At 67.7% G+C, this 17836-nt stretch carries 15 protein-coding genes; 12 read left to right on the forward strand and 3 right to left on the reverse strand.

Features of this window, described 5'->3' with window-relative positions:
• Positions 1-271: 271 nt before the first annotated feature.
• Positions 272-1573: a hypothetical protein gene (locus ACTOWK_RS16470; RefSeq protein ID WP_441331195.1), complete on the reverse strand. Its 1302-nt coding sequence runs from the start codon at positions 1571-1573 to the stop codon at positions 272-274.
• Positions 1574-2078: 505 nt separating this feature from the next.
• Here ACTOWK_RS16470 and ACTOWK_RS16475 point away from each other — a divergent pair.
• On the forward strand, positions 2079-3215 hold the full coding sequence (locus ACTOWK_RS16475) for an acyltransferase family protein (protein WP_441331196.1): 1137 nt from the start codon (positions 2079-2081) through the stop codon (positions 3213-3215).
• A 310-nt stretch (positions 3216-3525) separates the two neighbouring features.
• Positions 3526-3750, forward strand: coding sequence for a hypothetical protein (locus tag ACTOWK_RS16480; RefSeq protein WP_031373937.1), 225 nt, complete (start codon positions 3526-3528; stop codon positions 3748-3750).
• A 55-nt stretch (positions 3751-3805) separates the two neighbouring features.
• Here ACTOWK_RS16480 and ACTOWK_RS16485 read toward each other — a convergent pair whose 3' ends face one another.
• A complete protein-coding gene (locus tag ACTOWK_RS16485; RefSeq protein WP_441331197.1) occupies positions 3806-4915 on the reverse strand; it encodes a glycosyltransferase family 4 protein in 1110 nt (369 codons plus the stop codon).
• 389 nt (positions 4916-5304) lie between these two features.
• On the opposite strand from ACTOWK_RS16485, the gene ACTOWK_RS16490 reads away from it, so the two are divergent.
• The 5 genes from ACTOWK_RS16490 (at position 5305) to ACTOWK_RS16510 (ending at position 8955) form a co-directional block, all read left to right on the forward strand.
• On the forward strand, positions 5305-5691 hold the full coding sequence (locus ACTOWK_RS16490) for an ArsR/SmtB family transcription factor (RefSeq protein WP_441331198.1): 387 nt from the start codon (positions 5305-5307) through the stop codon (positions 5689-5691).
• Between the two features lie 50 nt (positions 5692-5741).
• A complete protein-coding gene (locus tag ACTOWK_RS16495; RefSeq protein ID WP_441331199.1) occupies positions 5742-5957 on the forward strand; it encodes a hypothetical protein in 216 nt (71 codons plus the stop codon).
• 406 nt (positions 5958-6363) lie between these two features.
• On the forward strand, positions 6364-6783 hold the full coding sequence (locus ACTOWK_RS16500) for a YciI family protein (RefSeq protein ID WP_441331200.1): 420 nt from the start codon (positions 6364-6366) through the stop codon (positions 6781-6783).
• Positions 6784-6863: 80 nt separating this feature from the next.
• Positions 6864-7346 (forward strand): VOC family protein, encoded by a 483-nt coding sequence (locus tag ACTOWK_RS16505; RefSeq protein ID WP_441331201.1) that lies wholly within the window; start codon positions 6864-6866, stop codon positions 7344-7346.
• A 349-nt stretch (positions 7347-7695) separates the two neighbouring features.
• Positions 7696-8955, forward strand: a complete 1260-nt coding sequence (locus ACTOWK_RS16510) for an RNA polymerase sigma factor (protein WP_441331202.1) — start codon at positions 7696-7698, stop codon at positions 8953-8955.
• Positions 8956-9012: 57 nt separating this feature from the next.
• Here the strand turns inward: ACTOWK_RS16510 and ACTOWK_RS16515 are convergent, their stop codons facing one another.
• The gene (locus ACTOWK_RS16515) at positions 9013-9603 is read right to left on the reverse strand and encodes a TetR/AcrR family transcriptional regulator (protein ID WP_441331203.1); all 591 of its coding nucleotides are present in this window, start codon (positions 9601-9603) and stop codon (positions 9013-9015) included.
• A gap of 153 nt (positions 9604-9756) precedes the next feature.
• Between ACTOWK_RS16515 and ACTOWK_RS16520 the strand changes: the two genes are divergently transcribed.
• From ACTOWK_RS16520 to ACTOWK_RS16540, 5 genes are all read left to right on the forward strand, one after another.
• Positions 9757-10791, forward strand: a complete 1035-nt coding sequence (locus ACTOWK_RS16520; protein ID WP_441331204.1) for a hypothetical protein — start codon at positions 9757-9759, stop codon at positions 10789-10791.
• A gap of 126 nt (positions 10792-10917) precedes the next feature.
• Positions 10918-14082, forward strand: a complete 3165-nt coding sequence (locus ACTOWK_RS16525; RefSeq protein ID WP_441331205.1) for an efflux RND transporter permease subunit — start codon at positions 10918-10920, stop codon at positions 14080-14082.
• A gap of 588 nt (positions 14083-14670) precedes the next feature.
• Complete coding sequence (locus ACTOWK_RS16530; protein ID WP_441331206.1) at positions 14671-14820, forward strand: hypothetical protein; 150 nt, start codon at positions 14671-14673, stop codon at positions 14818-14820.
• 37 nt (positions 14821-14857) lie between these two features.
• A complete protein-coding gene (locus tag ACTOWK_RS16535; RefSeq protein WP_441331207.1) occupies positions 14858-16501 on the forward strand; it encodes a multicopper oxidase family protein in 1644 nt (547 codons plus the stop codon).
• Positions 16502-16542: 41 nt separating this feature from the next.
• Complete coding sequence (locus ACTOWK_RS16540; protein WP_441331208.1) at positions 16543-17319, forward strand: FKBP-type peptidyl-prolyl cis-trans isomerase; 777 nt, start codon at positions 16543-16545, stop codon at positions 17317-17319.
• Positions 17320-17836: the final 517 nt, after the last annotated feature.

Consider the following 17836-nt stretch of genomic DNA (forward strand, 5'->3'; position numbering starts at 1 on the left):
ACCCCGGCGAAAGCATGCCGCTTCGATGGATGACATCGGCCTTGCCGCGTCTGCGCGTGCCTTGGTCGCGGCTCGCGCCGCTCCTACCCTTGCGAAGGCATGTCGCTTCGACGAATGACGACGGCTTTGTCGCCTCTGCGCGTCCGGCGGTCGCGACTTGTGTCGCTGCTACAGGGACGGCCCATAACCGACATCGGCATCGGCGCGACTACGTCCGCAACGGCGCCGCTACACCCGCCGTCGTCGCAATCGGCTCGGCCCGCCCGCCGTCTCAGCCGGGGCGATTCAACCGCCGCCCCAACCACCAGGCGCCGGCCGCGACCGTCACCCCTAAGAACAGGGCGAGGCCGCTGACGCCCGGAGTCGCGCGTTCGCTGACGAACTCACCGCCCGGCAACAGGATGATGACCGCCATGGCCAGGCAGGCGTAGGCGACCACGGTCAGCACCCAGAACAGCCACTGCAGCGCGCGCAGCACTTCGCGGCTGGGTTCGGCCTCGTGGCTGGTGCGATGGGTGCCGCCGCGACCGAGCGCCCACAGCCAATAGGTCAGCGAGGCGTTATCGACCTTGGCGCCGCGACGCAGCGGGCGCCGGTAGGGGCTGTCGGCATACACGGCATTGTTCAGCGGGCCGTCGTTGCGCATCAGGTTGAGGCGGTCGTTGGCCAACGGCAGGTTGCGCGGGTCGTTCGGCGCGGCGTTGACCATCAGCGGCACCACCGTCGGCGCCACGATGCTCTCGCTCGCAGGTGCGGCGACGTTGGCCGGCACCACGTTCGGCGGCGTGCTCAGGCGCTGCATCATCGACAACTGATTGAGCAGGTTCTGCTGCGCGAGCAAGGACTCGCTGTACAACGCGCTGGTCATCGGTGCGGCCAGCACCGCGTTCGGCGTCGCCACGGGTACCGCGAGCGCCGGCGCCGCCGCATAGGTGACCTGCGCCGGCAGGCCGGCGTTGGTCGCCGCGGCCACGCTCGGGTTGCCGAGCAGCGCGGTCTGTACGCCGGAAGGCTGCATGGTCATCGCGCTGCCGGGCACCGCATCGGCCGACACCGGCCGGTTCAAGGCCGGCTGCAGCCCGGCGCTGTTGCCGAGCGCGCGTTCGGACAAGGTCGGCGGCGGGTATTGGGTGATCTGGTTGAACGCGGTCTGGGTGTTGCCGCTCGACTGCATCGACTGGCCGGGCAACAAACGGCTCGGATAGGCGGCGATCTGGTCGTCCATCGCCGAACCGGAACTGACCACGTTCGGAGTGTTGTGCGGGCGGTCGTGCTCGGTCGAGCTGGGCGTGGTGCCGGACGGCGGCGTGACCGGACTGGTATCGCCGCCGTGATGGTTATCGACACCATTGCCGCCGGCGTTCGAGTCGCCGCCGTTGTACGGTTTCTCCAGGCCGGGCGGGCCGTCGCCGCTCAGACCCGGCGGCGAGCCGGGACCGTGGTGATCGTCGCCGCCGAGGCCGGGCAGGCCCAGGCCGAGCGGATCGTGGCCATGACCATGGCCACCGCCCAGGCCGGGGAAGGACGGGCGGTTGCCGCCCGGAAATCCGGGGAAATTCGGAAAACCCGACATGGGCGTTCTCCCAGCAGAAACCTCGCACCGGATCGATAGCGCGCTTTGGGAAATTAATCCGCCCTGCCGCCCGGGGCATCCTCGGGCCGACCCTAGGTGCTCGGTGCCGGCGCATGTGGGGCGGTGCGCGGCGGGCGACGCCGCGGCAACGACGCTGCGCTCGGCGAATCGCGGGCGCGGCGATGACCTGCCAGACTTCGCTTGCTTCGCCGCACGCGCGATTCGGCAAGAGATTCGACGGCGTCTTCCTGCGGCGTCGCCAATGCCGCGTGCGCGATCTCGATCGCGACGGCGCGGCATTGCAGCCGCATCGAGATCGCGGCACTCCACGCCGGCCTGCGATCGCCGCACAAACATGGCAACGCAGGCGTCTTTCGCCTGCAAATCCTCTTGTTGCCGTCGTAGTTCTCGGCGAGACTAGTCGCGCAATCTCTACGTCGCGGCGCAACGCCGCGATGCGATCGCAGCACCATCCCTCTGCCGTAAACCCCAACCAGGAACTTCAATGAGCCGACTGCCCGGCCTCGATCTGCTGCGCGCGATCGCGATCGTATGGGTGATGTTTTTTCATGCCGCCGGTGCCGGACTCGGCTCGCCTTACGGCCCGATGTCGGAATTCGGCTGGATGGGGGTGGACTTGTTCTTCGCCCTCAGCGGTTATCTGATCGGCTGGCAGGTGCTCAAGCCGCTGAGCCGCGGCGAACCGCTGCGCTGGGGCGATTTCTATCTGCGCCGCGCCATGCGCGTGTTGCCGGCGTTCTGGGTGGTGATCGCGCTGTACCTGCTGGTGCCCGAGTTCCGCGAGCGCCCCGGCATGCAGCCGGCCTGGCAGTTCCTGAGCTTCACCGTGAACCTGCTGATCGACTACCAACACAACAAGGCGTTCTCGCATGCCTGGTCGTTGTGCGTGGAAGAGCATTTCTATCTGGTCTTTCCATTGCTCGCATGGTGGCTGACGCGGCGCCCTGCGTTGTGGAAAACCCTCGCGCTCGGCGTGCTGCTGGTGGCCGGCGGCATGGCCTTGCGCGCCTGGGTCTGGCAGCTGAGCCTGCCCGACGGCAGCGTGGCTTGGGTCGAGCGGGTCTACTACCCGACCTGGATGCGTCTGGACGGCTTGCTCGCCGGGGTCATGCTGGCGGCGATCCGCGCCTATCGTCCGTCGTGGTGGTCGGCGATGATGCAGCGCTCCGGCATGTTGCTCGCGTTCGGCCTGGCCGGCGTCGCCGCGGCGATCTGGCTGTCGCAGAATCGCCTGGGTTTGCAGGCCTCGGTGTTCGGTTTCCCGGTGGTTTCGTTCGGGCTGGCTTTGTTGGTCGCGGCCGCGGCCTCGGAGCAACGTTGGAGCGGGCGTGTGCGCGTGCCCGGCGCGGCCTGGCTGGCTGCGGCCTCGTTCAGCCTCTACCTGACCCACAAGCAGATGTTCGGCCTGGTTTCGCGCCACTACGGCGAGTCGCTCGACGGCCACGGCCTGCTCGCCTTCGCCGCGTATGCCACCGCGGCCCTGCTTGCTGGCGCGGCCCTGCATTACGCGGTCGAACGGCCGTTCCTGCGCCTGCGCGACCGCATGCTGCAAAGGCGCGACGGCCAAGGCGAGGCTCAGGTGCCGGCGCCGGGCGCCGCGCTGCCTTCCGTGCAGAGCTGAGGCGGTGGACGCATCGGTCGGAGGGCACCTCCCCAGTCCTGTTCATCGGTGGGCGATGCCTGAGGTGTGACTTTCGTCATGTTTCGAGCATCCCGGCTATGGCCTAAGGTGGGGAAAGCGCTCCGGACCGCGTTCGGGATAAGGAGAGTTCCGGAATCGTCGGCCGGCGATGCAGATCGCAGACGGCGAATCCGGACCGGTCCGTCCATGCATCCCCCGGCGTGGGCGCCTACAGTCCAGTGGCCCGGTGTGTCCGTGGCCGATGTGCTCGAAGCGGGCCTTGCCCGTCGTTGCCAGAGGGGTGTGAACGATGCATCGAACCCGTGCCGAACTCGACGGCGATCTGTGCCAGCTGCGTGCCGCCTTGCCGATGTGGCGGCGACAGTGGCGCGACGATGCGGTGTTCTGGCCGCGCGTCGACAGTCTCGTCGAACGTTTGTTGACGGTGACGCCGCGCCCCGAGCGCGGTCATGTGGTGTCCAACATCAATCGGATGCTGGCCTCGCAGGGCTTGCAGCACGCGCCGTACGAATAAGGTCGGCGAATAAGGCCGGCGCGCACCGCCGTCGCGGCTGCGACGGTGCCCGCGGCTATCTGATCAATTCGTCGAGCAAGGCCGCGACCCGCGCGGCATAAGCGTTAGGCGCAAAGCGCTGGGCGAAGGCGCGGCGCTGTTCGGCATTGCCGTCGATCGACTCGCGACCGAGCTGGATCATCAACCGGGTCAGCATCGGCCGGTCGTGCGGATCGAAGCGCGGCATGTCGCCGGGCGCGACTTCTTCCAGCGCGCTGCCTTCGGCGACCGCGACCGGCGTGCCGGCAGCGAGCGCTTCCAGCACCGGCAGGCCGAAGCCTTCCGCATACGAGGGCTGCCACAGGCGCTCGGCATCGAGGTACAAGCGCGCCAGGCCTTCGTCGTCGACCTCGTCGAACCAGTGCACGCCGTTGAGCCGGCGCAGTTCCGGCGCGACGTCGGCGGGCGCGCCGACCACGGCCACGTCCGGCGTGTCGTAATGCTGGCGACGCGCGTCGAGCCAGGCGCGCAGGAACAGATCGGCGTTCTTGCGCGGTTCGCGGGTGCCGACCAACAACCAGTAACGCGGCGGCAAGGCGAGCGGCAGTCTGCTGCGGTCGGCCGGCGGCGGCAGCGGCGCGACCGCATCGGGCAGCACGTAAAGCTTGTGCGCATGCGCCGGGTACAAGCGTCCGCATTCGGCGGTGGTGTAGCGCGACGGGGTCCAGATCGCGTCGGCGTTGGCGATCGCGTGGCCGATCCGGGTCTGGTCGATCAACCGCGTGGCCAGGGCGCGCCATGGCGAGGTGCGCGGACGGCGCAGCGTCAGCCGGAACAGGTCGTGCAGCAACAACACCTGGCGCACTTCGGCCGGCTTGCGCCACAGCGGTAGGCCGCCGTCGGCGGTGGCGATGTAGACGTCGATTTTTTCCCGGCGCAACGCGGCCGGCAGGAAGCCGGCGTCGTAATGCCAGCGGTCGCGCAGGCCGGGGTCGTGGTCGAGCGGCAGCGGCGCATCGTCGCTGACCGCGATGGCGCGATGCGGATGATCGGCCGGCGCGGCGGTGAACAGTACCGTGTCGATGCCGGCGCGGCCGCGCAACGCGTGTTCCAGGGCCAGCACCTGGTGCCCGGCGGACGTCGTCGGGGCGGCGGTGGCGGCGCGATAATCCAGGCCTATGCGCACGACATGCGCCTCGCTGCCGAGCGCGGCATGGGCCGCGCCGATGCGATGGCGACGGCATCGGCCGTCGCTCGCGCACAGGCAACGATCGCGTTGGAGTACGAATGCTTCATCGGGATCCCGCAAGGCCCTGGGCCAGACCACTAACGGGATTGCAGCCGGATCGACGCTTCCCACTTAGTGCCGTTTAATGTGATTAACATCACGTTTATTATGTGATGCAAGTAGACATAATTGACCCGGTCGATTGAATCGTTCATGAAAACGATGAACGAAAACACTGCTTCCCCGTTCAGCTAAACGCGCTTTCGCGATGCAGCGGCCATGCGGCTTGACAGCCTTGGCCTGCGGCTTTATCAACGGATCAGTTATTTAACCTTTCGGTTCATAGAATGTCCGTCGATTCGCTCAATGCGACCTTCGCCGCCCTGGCCGATCCGACCCGGCGCGCGATCCTGGCCCGGCTCGCCCACGGCGAGGCCGGCGTGACCGAGCTGGCCAAGCCCTTCGCCATGAGCCTTCCGGCGATCTCCAAGCACATCAAGGTGCTCGAGCGCGCCGGCCTGATCGCGCGCAGCCGCGAGGCGCAATGGCGGCCATGCCGGCTCGAGACCGAGCGTCTGCAGGAAGTCTCCGGTTGGCTCGATCGTTACCGGCAGATCTGGGAGCAGCGCCTCGACCGCCTCGACGACTACCTCGTGCAGTTGCAGGCGACCCAAGCCGGTCGCGACGACAGGCAAAAGCGCGCAGACCAGGACGATGGAAACCGTTCCGACTGACGCCACCTGCCGATCGCGCCATGCAGGCCGCGAGCGGAGCGTCCGCCGCCATGGCTGACACCGGCGCGAACGGCCGCAAGGGCCATGGCGCGGCCGACCTCGCGCCTGCGTCGGCGACGCCGTGCTGCGGCCTGCCCAGCCCCTTGGCGAGCGCCATCCGCAGCACCGTCCGCATACCGGCTCATGCCGGCGCGTCTGCGCCAACTGCGGCGCCGCCGACCGTGCAGCGCGAAGACGGCGAGTCGGGGCCGGCTTCGATCCGCTAAGCGCCGGTGTGGCGCCGACACCGCGCCGAGAGGCGCTCCTGCCGCATCGCAGCGCGCCGCGCGATACGAAACGGCGCAGCGAGCGCACGACTTCGGCGCATCGCAACGATGCGATGCATCAAACGCCATCGGCGATGCCCTGCGAAGCTGGCGTCATGGCCGGCGCGGCATCCGCCGTCTGCGGTCCCGCGAACACCCACCCGACATCCATCCGGCCAGCCGGGCTTTGCGCGCCGATCCCGTGCCGGCGCGCCGTTCGCGGCCCGTCGTGCCCCGCGCCGGCGGGCCGTGGCTTTTGCCGTCGCCGCCGGCCTGCAGGCCCTGTCGATTTACCCACGCGCCGTTCGTCGTCCTCATGAGAGCCGCCTCCCGGCCGCTCGCCCGCGAGGAACCGACGATGAAATTCATGCTGATAGTCAAAGCCGACCGCGACAGCGAGGCCGGGGTATTGTCCGATCCGGCCCTGTTGAGTGCGATGGGCGCCTATAACGAGGAATTGGTCCGGGCCGGCGTGCTGCTGGCCGCCGAAGGCCTGCATCCGAGCGCGAAGGGCGTGCGCGTGCAGTTCGACGGCGTTTCGCGCCGGATCGTCGAGGGCCCGTTCGCTTCGACCGAGGAACTGGTGGCCGGGTTCTGGCTGATCCAGGCGCGTTCGCTCGCCGAAGCGGTCGAATGGGTCAAGCGGGTGCCCCATCCGCAGGGCGTGCAAGCGCAGATCGAGATCCGCCAGGTCTACGACCTGGCCGATTTCGGCGAAGCCCTGAGCCCGGAACTGCGCGCCGCCGAAGAGCGCATGCGCGACCAGGTCGCGACCTGGTCCAACTGATCGGCGCGTGTCGATTTCTCTCGTGCGGGTTCGTCGTTGAGACAAGACCGGCCGCTACGGTCGCCAGCCACGCGACAGCCATGCCCACTTGCCACAGCGCCCGTCTCACCCTGTTCAAGCGCCACCCTCCCAACCAGGACGACTACGCCATGCAACTGACCACCTATCTGTCCTTCAACGGCGACTGCCGCCAGGCCTTCGAGTTCTACAACAAGACTCTCGGCGGCAAGATCACCGACATGATGCCGTTCCGCGACCATCCCGGCTGCGAAGGCCTGACCGAGCAGGACCGCGACAAGATCATGCACGCGCGTTTCGAGCTCGACGGCTTCGCCCTGATGGGCACCGACGCCACCGTCATGTATCCGTACAAGGGCGTGACCGGCGCGCACGTCGTCGTGTCCTTGAACGACCCGGCCGAGGCCAAGCGCATCTACGACGCGTTCGCCGACGGCGGCAAGATCGAAATGCCCTTGCAGGAAACCTTCTGGGCACTGTCCTACGGCATCGTCAGCGACCGCTTCGGCGTGCCGTGGATGATCAATTGCGAAAAGGCCGCCTGACCGCTTGAAGGGGTAGGGGCGGCGCGCGCCGCGACCGCGGCACAGCATTCGCTAGCGAAGGCTGCGATTCGAGCCGCTCTTAAGGGTAGGAGCGGCGCAAGCCGCGACCGCGCAATCGCATTCGCCGGCGAAAGGCCGCGGTGCCGACCGTTGCGGCCCGGGACGATTCCATCGGACCTCGCAACTTTCGCCGGAGGTCGCTGGATCACGGTCGCGGCTCGCGCCGCTCCTACCCAAGGCGGCGATGCGGTCGCGCCCCGGGAACACGCCGCTCCCACCCTGAAGCGGCCGCATCGGCCTCGTCCTTCGCCCTTGCATCGGCGTGCGCGAGGTGGTCTGATCCTTGGCCGTGACGGCCATCGATACTCACCGTGCCATCGACGCCGTCTGGCGCATCGAATCGGCCAAACTCATCGCCGGACTGACGCGCATGGTGCGCGATGTCGGTCTGGCCGAAGAACTCGCCCAGGATGCGCTGGTGGTCGCGCTCGAGCGCTGGCCCGAGACCGGGGTGCCCGACAATCCGGGCGCCTGGCTCATGCAGACCGCGAAAAACCGCGCGATCGACCGGCTGCGGCGCAAGAAGCTGCTCGACCGCAAGCACGAGGAAATCGGGCGCGAGATCGAGGCCAGCCAGGACGAGGTCGAGGACGCGTTCTTCGACAAGCTCGACGACGATATCGGCGACGACCTGCTGCGGCTGGTATTCATTTCCTGCCACCCGGTGCTGTCGACCGAAGCGCGCCTGGCCCTGACCCTGCGCCTGCTCGGCGGCCTCACCACCGACGAGATCGCGCGCGCCTTCCTCGCTGCCGAGCCGACCATCGCCCAGCGCATCGTCCGCGCCAAGCGCACCCTGGCCGAAGCGCAGGTGCCGTTCGAAGTGCCGCGCGGCGAAGAGCTGGCGCAGCGCCTGGCCTCAGTGCTCGAAGTCATCTACCTGATCTTCAACGAAGGCTATTCGGCCACCGCCGGCGACGACTGGATGCGTCCGGGCCTGTGCGAGGACGCGCTGCGCCTGGGCCGCATCCTGGCCGGCCTGATGCCGAACGAATCGGAAGTGCACGGCCTGGTCGCGCTGATGGAAATCCAGGCCTCGCGTTCCGGCGCGCGCACCGCGCCCGACGGCACCCCGATCCTGTTGCTCGACCAGGACCGCGCGCGCTGGGACCGGATTCAGATCCAACGCGGATTGAGCGCGCTGGAGCGCGCGATCCGCCTCGGCGGCGCGCAGCGGCCTTATGCCTTGCAGGCCGGGATCGCCGCCTGCCATGCCAGCGCGCCGACCGCGCGGGACACGCCGTGGCCGCGCATCGCTGCGCTGTACCAGCAACTCGCGGTGCTGACGCCGTCGCCGGTGATCGAACTCAATCGCGCCGTGGCCTTGTCGATGGCGTTCGGCCCGGCCGCCGGCCTGGAGCTGGTCGACACGCTGATCGACGAGCCCTCGCTCAAGCACTACCACTTGCTGCCGACGGTGCGCGGCGACCTGCTGTTCAAGCTCGGCCGGCGCGAGGAAGCGCGCGCCGAGTTCGAACGCGCCGCGTCGATGACCCGCAACGTGCGCGAACGCGAATTGCTGCTCGCGCGCGCGGCCGAAAGTAGTTGAGGCCGCTGCTCAGGTAGCTGTTGCCGGGACGGTCGCGTCCTCGCAGCGCTGGCGAACTCAGTCCTCGGCGATCAAGCGTTCGATCAGCGCCGCGAGTGTCGCCGCGGCGTCGGCTTCCTCGATGCGCCCGCGCGTCATCTCGCGCGACAAGGCATCGCCTGCACCGATGATGGCGACGCAGCGGCGCAGCAACTCATCGGCCGGCAACGCCGCCGCGAACGGTGCGAGCAGATCGCGATAGAAGCTGACGTAGCCTTCGACCAGTTCCTGCTGGAACTTCTCCATTTCCTCGTCGCCGGCGAGCGCGGCGTTGATCGCGTGGCATTCCGGCCCGGCGGTGCGGAAGCAACTCATATAGCTCTCGCCGAGCAGGCGCGCGACGTCGTGCAGGCGATGCGGGGTGCGTTCGAAATCGCGCCGCACCACCGCGTTCTGGCGGTCGTCGATCTGCTTGTACAGGGCGATCAACAAGCCCGAGCGAGTGCCGAAATGTTCGTAGGCGATCGGCTTGCTGACCCCGGCGCGTTCGGCGAGGTAGCCCAGGGTCAGGGCATCGGTGCCTTGCTCGCGGACGATGCCCATCGCCGTTTCGAGCAACTGCTCGCGACGTTCGGCCTTGGGCAGGCGTTTGGCGGGGGTGTCGGTCATGGAGCGATCTCTGGCGGGGCCGGTGGTGGGTGCGTCGAAGAAAAGCGCTTGACAGCCTGGGCAGGAGTGTATCTTACTATTAGTAACTTACCAATCGTAGCTTGTGCCGCCGCCCGCCGGGCGAGCCACAGGCCGCCCCCAGGAGCTTGGATCATGAACGCAATTGCCAGCAAACCCGTCCTCATCGTCGGCGGTTCCGGCGTCGTCGGCGCCCAGGGCGCGCAGGCGCTGCGCCGCCTGCAGCCGGACCTGCCGATCGCCATCGCCGGCCGCGACCTGGCCAAGGCGGCCAAGGTCGCGGCCGAGGTCGGCCGAGCCGAAGCGGTGCGGGTCGACCTGGAGCGCGCCGATCTCGGCCTGGGCGATGAATCCCGCTATGGCGCCGTCGTCGTGTTCGTCAAGGACGACAGCCTCAACACGCTCAAGTACGCCCAGCGCCACGGCCTGCCCTACGTCAGCACCTCCAGCGGCTCGTTCGAGATCGCCCCGGAAGTCGCGCGCCATCTGCGCCATCCCGGGCGTTCGCCGATCCTGCTGGCGAGCCATTGGCTGGCCGGCACCGCGACCTTGCCGGCGCTGCATTTCGCCCGCGAGTTCCGCCGTCTCGACCGCATCGTGATCTCGGCCCTGCTCGACGAGCAGGACATGGGCGGCCCGGCCGCGGCCGCCGACTACGAACGCCTGACCACCGCCGCCGCGGCGCAGATCCTCGAGCGCGGGCGTTGGCGCTGGGTGCGCGGCGAGGAGGCCGCAACCACCTTCGCCAGCGTCGACGGCACCGTGGTGGAAGCCGCGGCGTATTCGCCGATGGACGTGGTCAGCCTGGCCGCGGCGACCGACGCGCATTCGATCCGCCTCGACATGGCCCTGGGCGAAAGCGCGAGCCGGCGCCGCGGCGAGGCCTTCTCGACCGAGATCGTGATCGAGCTGGAAGGCGAGCGTCACGACGGCAGCCATGCGCGCACCCGCCACGAACTGGTGCACCCACAAGGGCAGGCGCCGATGACTGCGCTCGGCATCGCGCTCGGCGTCGAGCGCCTGCTCGGCCTCGCCGGCGGCGAGGCGGTCGCGCCGGGCCTGTACACGCCGGACCTGTTGATCGATCCGGCCTACCAGCTGGCGCAACTGCAGGCCTTCGGCGTGCAGGTGGCGCAACGGCCGGCCGTCGAGATCCGCGCCGCCGCCTGACGCCACGTCGCCGTCGCTGCTCGTCACGCAGCGACGGCCGACCGCAAACCACTCCATCCCCGGCCGACGTCCTGGCGACGTCGGTTGCGACCGCTTGCGGCCTCGCGCCGCACCCAGGACTCCGTCATGGATTTCTCGCGTTTCTTCATCGACCGTCCGATCTTCGCGGCGGTGCTGTCGATCCTGATCTTCGCCGCCGGCCTGATCGCGATCCCGCTGTTGCCGGTCAGCGAATACCCCGACGTGGTGCCGCCGACCGTCGTGGTGCGCGCGGTCTACCCCGGCGCGAACGCCAAGGTCATCGCCGAAACCGTGGCCACGCCGCTGGAGGAAGCGATCAACGGCGTCGAACGCATGATGTACATGAAATCGGTGGCCGGCTCCGACGGCGTGCTCGTGGTCACCGTCACCTTCAAGCCCGGCACCGATGCCGACCAGGCCCAGGTGCAGGTGCAGAACCGGGTCAGCCAGGCCCTGGCGCGCCTGCCCGAGGACGTGCGGCGGCAGGGGATCACCACCCAGAAGCAGTCGGCCACCCTGACCATGCTGGTGCACTTGATCTCGCCCGAGGGCAAGTACGACTCGTTGTACCTGCGCAACTACGCGACCTTGAAGCTCAAGGACGAACTCGCGCGCCTGCCCGGCGTCGGCCAGATCCAGATGTTCGGCAGCGGCGACTACGCGATGCGGATCTGGCTCGACCCGAATCGCATCGCCGCGCGCGGCCTGAGCGCGAGCGACGTGGTGCGGGCGATCCGCGAACAGAACGTGCAGGTCTCGGCCGGCCAGCTCGGCGCCGAGCCGATGCCGAACCGCAGCGAGTTCCTGATTCCGATCAACGCCCAGGGCCGGTTGCACAGCGAAGCCGAGTTCGGCGCCGTCGTGATCAAGCGCGGCGCGGACGGCGAGCTGGTGCGGCTGTCCGACGTGGCCCGCATCGAACTCGATGCCGGCGACTACAGCCTGCGCGCCCAGCTCGACAACCAGGATGCGGTGGCGATCGGCCTGTTCGAAGCGCCCGGCGCCAACTCGATCGGCCTGTCGAACGCGGTGCGCGCCCGCATGAGCGAGCTTGCGCAAACCTTCCCGCCCGGGCTGGAATACCGCATCGTCTACGACCCGACCGTATTCGTGCGCGACTCGATCAAAGCGGTGGTGACGACGTTGCTGGAAGCGGTCGCCCTGGTCGTGCTGGTGGTGATCCTGTTCCTGCAGACCTGGCGCGCCTCGATCATTCCGCTGCTGGCGGTGCCGGTGTCGGTGGTCGGTACCTTCGCCGCGTTGTACCTGCTCGGTTTCTCGATCAACACCTTGAGCCTGTTCGGCCTGGTGCTGGCGATCGGCATCGTCGTCGACGACGCGATCGTGGTGGTGGAAAACGTCGAGCGCAACATCGAGGAAGGCCTGACCCCGCTCGCCGCGGCGCATCAGGCGATGAAGGAAGTGTCCGGCCCGATCGTCGCGATCGCGCTGGTGTTGTGCGCGGTGTTCGTGCCGATGGCGTTCCTGTCGGGCGTGACCGGCCAGTTCTACAAGCAGTTCGCGGTGACCATCGCCATCTCGACGGTGATCTCCGCGATCAACTCATTGACCCTGTCGCCGGCCTTGGCGGCGAAACTGCTCAAGCCGCATGGCGCGGCGAAGGATGCGCCGACGCGTTTGATCGACCGTCTGTTCGGCGGGTTGTTCCGTCCCTTCAACCGCTTCTTCGCATCGAGCTCGCACCAGTACCAGGGCGCGGTTTCGCGCGCGCTGGGCAAGCGCGGCGCGGTGTTCGTGGTGTATGCGGTGTTGCTGGTCGCGACCGGCCTGATGTTCAAGGCAGTGCCGGGCGGTTTCATCCCGACCCAGGACAAGCTCTATTTGATCGGCGGGGTGAAACTGCCGGAAGGCGCCTCGCTCGCTCGCACCGATGCGGTGATCCGCAAGATGAGCGCGATCGCGATGTCGACCGAAGGCGTGTCGGCCTCGGAAGGCTATCCTGGCCTGAACCCGCTGCAGTTCACCAACACGCCCAACACCGGCACCCTGTTCTTCGAACTCGACGGCTTCGGCCAGCGCGAGCGCAGCGCCGAGGCGATCAACGCCGAGCTCAACGAGAAATTCGCGGCCTTGCAGGAAGGCGCGGCGTTCTCGTTCATGCCGCCGCCGATCCTCGGCCTCGGCGCCGGTTCGGGCTATGCGCTGTACATCCAGGATCGCAGCGGGCAGGGCTACGGCGAGCTGCAGAACGCACTCAACGGCTTGAGCGGCGCGGTCGCGCAGACCCCGGGCATGGGTTATCCGATCAGCACCTACCAGGCCAACGTGCCGCAACTCGACGCGTGCGTCGACCGCGCCAAAGCCAAGGCCCAGGGCGTACCGCTCGACGAGTTGTTCGATACCTTGCAGACCTACCTGGGCTCGGCCTACGTCAACGACTTCAACCGCTTCGGCCGCACCTACCAGGTGATCGCACAGGCCGACGGCGCGCACCGCGACAGCGTCGAGGACATTGCCAACCTGCGTGTACGTAACGTCGACGGTGCGATGGTGCCGCTCGGCTCGATGGTCAGCCTGGGCGAAACCTACGGCCCCGATCCGGTGATCCGCTACAACGGCTATCCCGCCGCCGATCTGGTCGGCGAATCCGACCCGCGCCTGTTTTCGTCGAGCGAAGCGATGCAGTCCCTGCGCGAACTCGCCGACAAGCACTTGCCGAACGGCATGGCCATCGAGTGGACCGACCTGAGCCATCAGCAGGCGACCCAGGGCAACGCTGCGCTGATCGTGTTCCCGCTGGCGGTGATGCTGGCCTTCCTCGCGCTGGCGGCCTTGTACGAAAGCTGGACCCTGCCGTTGGCGGTGATCCTGATCGTGCCGATGACCTTGCTGTCGGCCTTGTTCGGCGTGTGGCTGAGCGGCGGCGACAACAACGTGTTCGTGCAGGTGGGCCTGGTCGTGCTGATGGGCCTGGCGTGCAAGAACGCGATCCTGATCGTCGAATTCGCCCGCGAACTCGAACTGCAAGGCCGCGGCGTCGTCGAGGCTGCTTTGGAAGCCTGCCGCCTGCGACTGCGCCCGATCGTGATGACCTCGATCGCCTTCATCGCCGGCACCGTGCCCCTGCTGATCGGCCAGGGCGCCGGCAGCGAAGTGCGTGCCGCCACCGGCATCACCGTATTCGCCGGCATGCTGGGGGTGACCTCGTTCGGCTTGTTCCTGACGCCGGTGTTCTATGTGGCGTTGCGCAAGTGGGTGACACGCGGCGCGGCGGCGCGGGGCCCTGCTAACGCGATCACCCTTGGGTAGGAGCGACGCAAGTCGCGACCGCGTTGCATCGGTCTTGCAGCGTCGCCGACTGCAACCCCTGTAGGAGCGGCGTGAGCCGCGACCGCGGGACGCGCAGAGATAACGAGGCCGTCATCGTTCGTCGAAGCGGCATGCTCTTCGCCAGGGTAGGAGCGACACAAGTCGCGACCGCGCAGCTGGCGGTTGTTGCGTTTCTCGCCGCAGAGCGGTGAAGCAACATCTAGAGCTTCCGTCCGCTGACGCGGCCGGGTTACTTTCTTTTGCTAAGCCCAAAAGAAAGCTAACCAAAGAAAAGGGCTTTCCTTGACGAAGCTCCCTTGCGAGTTCATGGCTTACGCCGGGATTTTTCGATAGGACATCCTTGTCCTATCGAAAAACGGCGCACGTCCTGTGCGCCGCCCTCCGGGTCTCCGCTTGCATCGCAAGTTCGGCACTGCGCCAAGCTCATCACGGCAACGGCAACGGCAACGGCAACGGCAACGACAACGGTTGGCCGGTCGCGGCGGCTGTTGGGTAGGAGCGACGCAAGTCGCGACCGCGTTGCATGGGTCTTGCGGCGTCACCGACTGCAACCTCTGTAGGAGCGGCGTGAGCCGCGACCGCGCTGTACTTCGTTGCGGCGCATCCAGCCCTAACCCCGCCGCCGACCGGCTCGATCCCGCCGCAATGGTCATCAAATTGATCGGCGTCACAGAAGCGACGCGCGGCTGCAACATCTGCAACATGGGCTGTGGATGATGGCGGGTCGCCTGACGCTTCCGGGGATGCCGTACCGATGACCGACCCGCAACGCCGCCGCTTTCTGGTCGGGCTCACCGTGGGTGGCGCGGCGACCGTCGCCGGCCCCTTGGCGCTGTGGCGTTGGACCGGCGGCCACGGGCACAGCCTGGGTTCGGGCCGGGCGCCGAAGTTGTCGGAGCTCGCGCCGGAGGCGCGCTTCGTGCAGCCGCTGCGCCTGCCCGGCGCCGAGGGCCTGCTCGCCGAGGTCGATCTGAAGCAGCCGCTGCGCTTATCGGCGCAGGCGCTGAGCGTGGGCTTGTTCCCGGGCGCGCCGACCGCGCTGTGGGCCTATACCGGTCATGTCGGCGCGCACGACGTCGGCAATCCGTTACTGCACACGCGCCGCGGCGACACGGTCGAGGTCGAATTCGATAACCGCCTTGCCGAGGCCACCACGATCCATTGGCACGGTCTCGCCATCGACGAGGCCAACGACGGCAGCGGCCTGCATCCGGTCGAGGCCGGCGCCAGTCGCCGTTATCGCTACCGCGTCGACAACCGCGCCGGCTTGTATTGGTATCACGCTCATCCGCATGGCCGCACCGGCGTGCAGTTGCAGCGCGGCCTAGCCGGTTTGCTGTTGGTCGAAGACGACGAAGAACGCGCGCTGCGGCAACGCCTCGGCATGCGTTGGGGCGAACGCGACCTGCCCTTGATGATCGCCGACAAGCAGGTCGGTGCCGACAATGCCATCGTCTACAAGGACGGTGCCGACGATTGGATCGGCAACCGCGTGCTGGTCAACTGGACGCCCGAGCCCTATCTCGACGTGATCCCGGCCTGGTACCGCTTCCGCCTGGCCAACGTCGCCAATGCGCGCATGCTGCGGGTGGCGTTCGTGCAGGGCGAGCAGGTGCTGCCGATGCAGTTGATCGGTACCGACGGCGGCTTGCTCGGCCAGGCCTGGCCGGTCGACGATGTGTTTCTGGCCCCGGCGCAGCGCATCGATGTGCTGGTCGACTTCGGCGCGCTCACGCCGGGGCAGCGGGTGATGCTGCGCAGCCTCGACTACGTGGCGATGGAGAACGAAGACGAGTCCGGCGCCTTCCTGCCCGACCCGATGGCCGATCATCCCGGCGCCGCGCCGATGGGCGCCGCCTTGGACCTGATGGAACTGCGCCTGATCGAATGCGCCGACGAGCGCCGGCCACCGGCGCGACTGCCCGACCTCAGTGCCTTGTCGAAGATCGACCCGTTGCCCGACACCGCCGACTGGCCGGTGCGCGCCTTGCGCTTGCGCATGGACGAGCAAGGGCGCTGGTTCATCAACGACTGGAATTTCCACGACGACGGCCACGAACCGGCGTTCTCGGTGCGCCGCGGCAGCCGCGAGGTCTGGGAAATCCGCAACAGCATGACCAGCATGCCGCACCCGATCCATCTGCACGGTTTCCAGTTCCGCGTGCTCTCGCGCAGCATCAGCCCGCCGGACATCCGCGGCCGCCAGGTCGCCGCCGGCGGCCTGACCGCGCAGGACCTGGGTTGGAACGACACCGTCGTGGTCTGGCCCGGCGAGATCGTGCGCCTGGCCATCGACTTCGCCCAACCGCTCAGCGGCAACCAGCGCTACATGCTTCATTGCCACAATCTCGAACACGAGGACATGGGCATGATGCTGACCTTCGCGGTGACCGACTGATGCCGTCTTCCCGATCGATGCCTCTGCATTACGGAGTTTGCATGCGCCACGATTTCCTGCGTCCGACCCTGCTTGCCGCGGTACTGGGCCTGGCCGCCTGCACGCCGCCTGGGGGCGGGCAAGCCAAGCATGAGGCCGCCAGCGGAGCCGCCGGCCCGGCCTTGACCGCGGCCGAACTCGATAGCGAAAAAGCCCGCATCAGCTACATCGTCGGCCGCGACTTCGCCCGCAGCATCGAACCGATCCGCGGCGAACTGGACCAGCGCATCGTGCTGCAGGCGATCCGCGATGCCCAGGCCGGTGCGCCGCTGCTGTTCGACGAAGCGAAGAGCAAGCAGATTCGTGAGGGCTTCAGCGAGCATCTGCGCAACCAGCGCGATGGCGAACTCAAGCAACTGGCGGCGCGCAATCTCGAAGCCGGCGACGCCTTCCTGAAGAAGAACGCGAAAGTCGACGGTGTGGCCAGCACGGCCTCCGGCCTGCAGTACCAGATGCTGCGTGCGGGCAAGGGTGCTCACCCGAAGGCCAGCGACACCGTGCGCGTCAACTACGTCGGCCGCCTGCTCGATGGCAGCAAGTTCGAGAGCACCTACGACACTGATCATCCGGCCGAATTCGTCCTAGCCCAAGTCATGCCGGGCTGGACCGAAGCCGTGCAGCTGATGACCCCGGGTAGCCATTACCGGTTCTGGATTCCGGCCAAGCTCGCTTACGCAGAGCAGGGCCTGCCCGGCCAGATCGAACCCAATGCGACCTTGGCGTTCGAGATCGAGTTGTTGGAGGTGGCTGGTCAGGGCTTGCCGGTGCAGGGCGAGTGAGGGTGGCGGTCGCGACTGGGGTTTTTCTCTGATCGCGCAGGCTGCGGTGCTACGCGAAAAAGAATGGTTGTGTTAGCTGGTGCCTTCCCCAAGATTTTTCCTTGCCGCCTTGCCGCCTTGCCGCCTTGCCGCCTTGCCGCCTTGCCGCCTTGCCGCCTTGCCGCCTTGCCGCCTTGCCGCCTTGCCGCCTTGCCGCCTTGCCGCCTTGCCGCCTTGCCGCCTTGCCGCTTTACGCCCTTCGCTTTTCCTGCGAATAGGAGACCCGGAGGGCGGCCCGCATGGATGCGGGCCGTGCGCAGCCAGGCCATGGATGGCCTGTGCGGAGCATCCCCTCGTATGCACCGCTCGTGCGGGCTGGTGATTCAAAACAAAGCATTTTTCTTTGGTTATGCGGAGTCAACATCCAAGTGCATCACCCCACCGCAAGCACGTCCTCAATAGAGAAGTTCACCGGCCGCCTGTAAAGCTTCTCCAGAAACACCTCCGCCGGCATACGGATGTCCAGGCTCACCCGCGG

Origin of the sequence: Lysobacter sp. CA196 (genome assembly GCF_052078695.1) — a bacterium.
Classification (GTDB): Bacteria; Pseudomonadota; Gammaproteobacteria; order Xanthomonadales; family Xanthomonadaceae; genus Lysobacter.

Excerpts from the sequence above, each read along its gene's own strand:
- ACTOWK_RS16525 (WP_441331205.1), top strand. The coding sequence starts at position 10,918 with ATGGATTTCTCGCGTTTCTTCATCGACCGTCCGATCTTCGCGGCGGTG.
- ACTOWK_RS16480 (WP_031373937.1), top strand. The coding sequence starts at position 3,526 with ATGCATCGAACCCGTGCCGAACTCGACGGCGATCTGTGCCAGCTGCGT.
- ACTOWK_RS16490 (WP_441331198.1), top strand. The coding sequence starts at position 5,305 with ATGTCCGTCGATTCGCTCAATGCGACCTTCGCCGCCCTGGCCGATCCG.
- ACTOWK_RS16535 (WP_441331207.1), top strand. The coding sequence starts at position 14,858 with ATGACCGACCCGCAACGCCGCCGCTTTCTGGTCGGGCTCACCGTGGGT.
- ACTOWK_RS16470 (WP_441331195.1), bottom strand. The coding sequence starts at position 1,573 with ATGTCGGGTTTTCCGAATTTCCCCGGATTTCCGGGCGGCAACCGCCCG.
- ACTOWK_RS16540 (WP_441331208.1), top strand. The coding sequence starts at position 16,543 with ATGCGCCACGATTTCCTGCGTCCGACCCTGCTTGCCGCGGTACTGGGC.
- ACTOWK_RS16505 (WP_441331201.1), top strand. The coding sequence starts at position 6,864 with ATGCCCACTTGCCACAGCGCCCGTCTCACCCTGTTCAAGCGCCACCCT.
- ACTOWK_RS16520 (WP_441331204.1), top strand. The coding sequence starts at position 9,757 with ATGAACGCAATTGCCAGCAAACCCGTCCTCATCGTCGGCGGTTCCGGC.
- ACTOWK_RS16475 (WP_441331196.1), top strand. The coding sequence starts at position 2,079 with ATGAGCCGACTGCCCGGCCTCGATCTGCTGCGCGCGATCGCGATCGTA.
- ACTOWK_RS16500 (WP_441331200.1), top strand. The coding sequence starts at position 6,364 with ATGCTGATAGTCAAAGCCGACCGCGACAGCGAGGCCGGGGTATTGTCC.
- ACTOWK_RS16495 (WP_441331199.1), top strand. The coding sequence starts at position 5,742 with ATGGCTGACACCGGCGCGAACGGCCGCAAGGGCCATGGCGCGGCCGAC.
- ACTOWK_RS16515 (WP_441331203.1), bottom strand. The coding sequence starts at position 9,603 with ATGACCGACACCCCCGCCAAACGCCTGCCCAAGGCCGAACGTCGCGAG.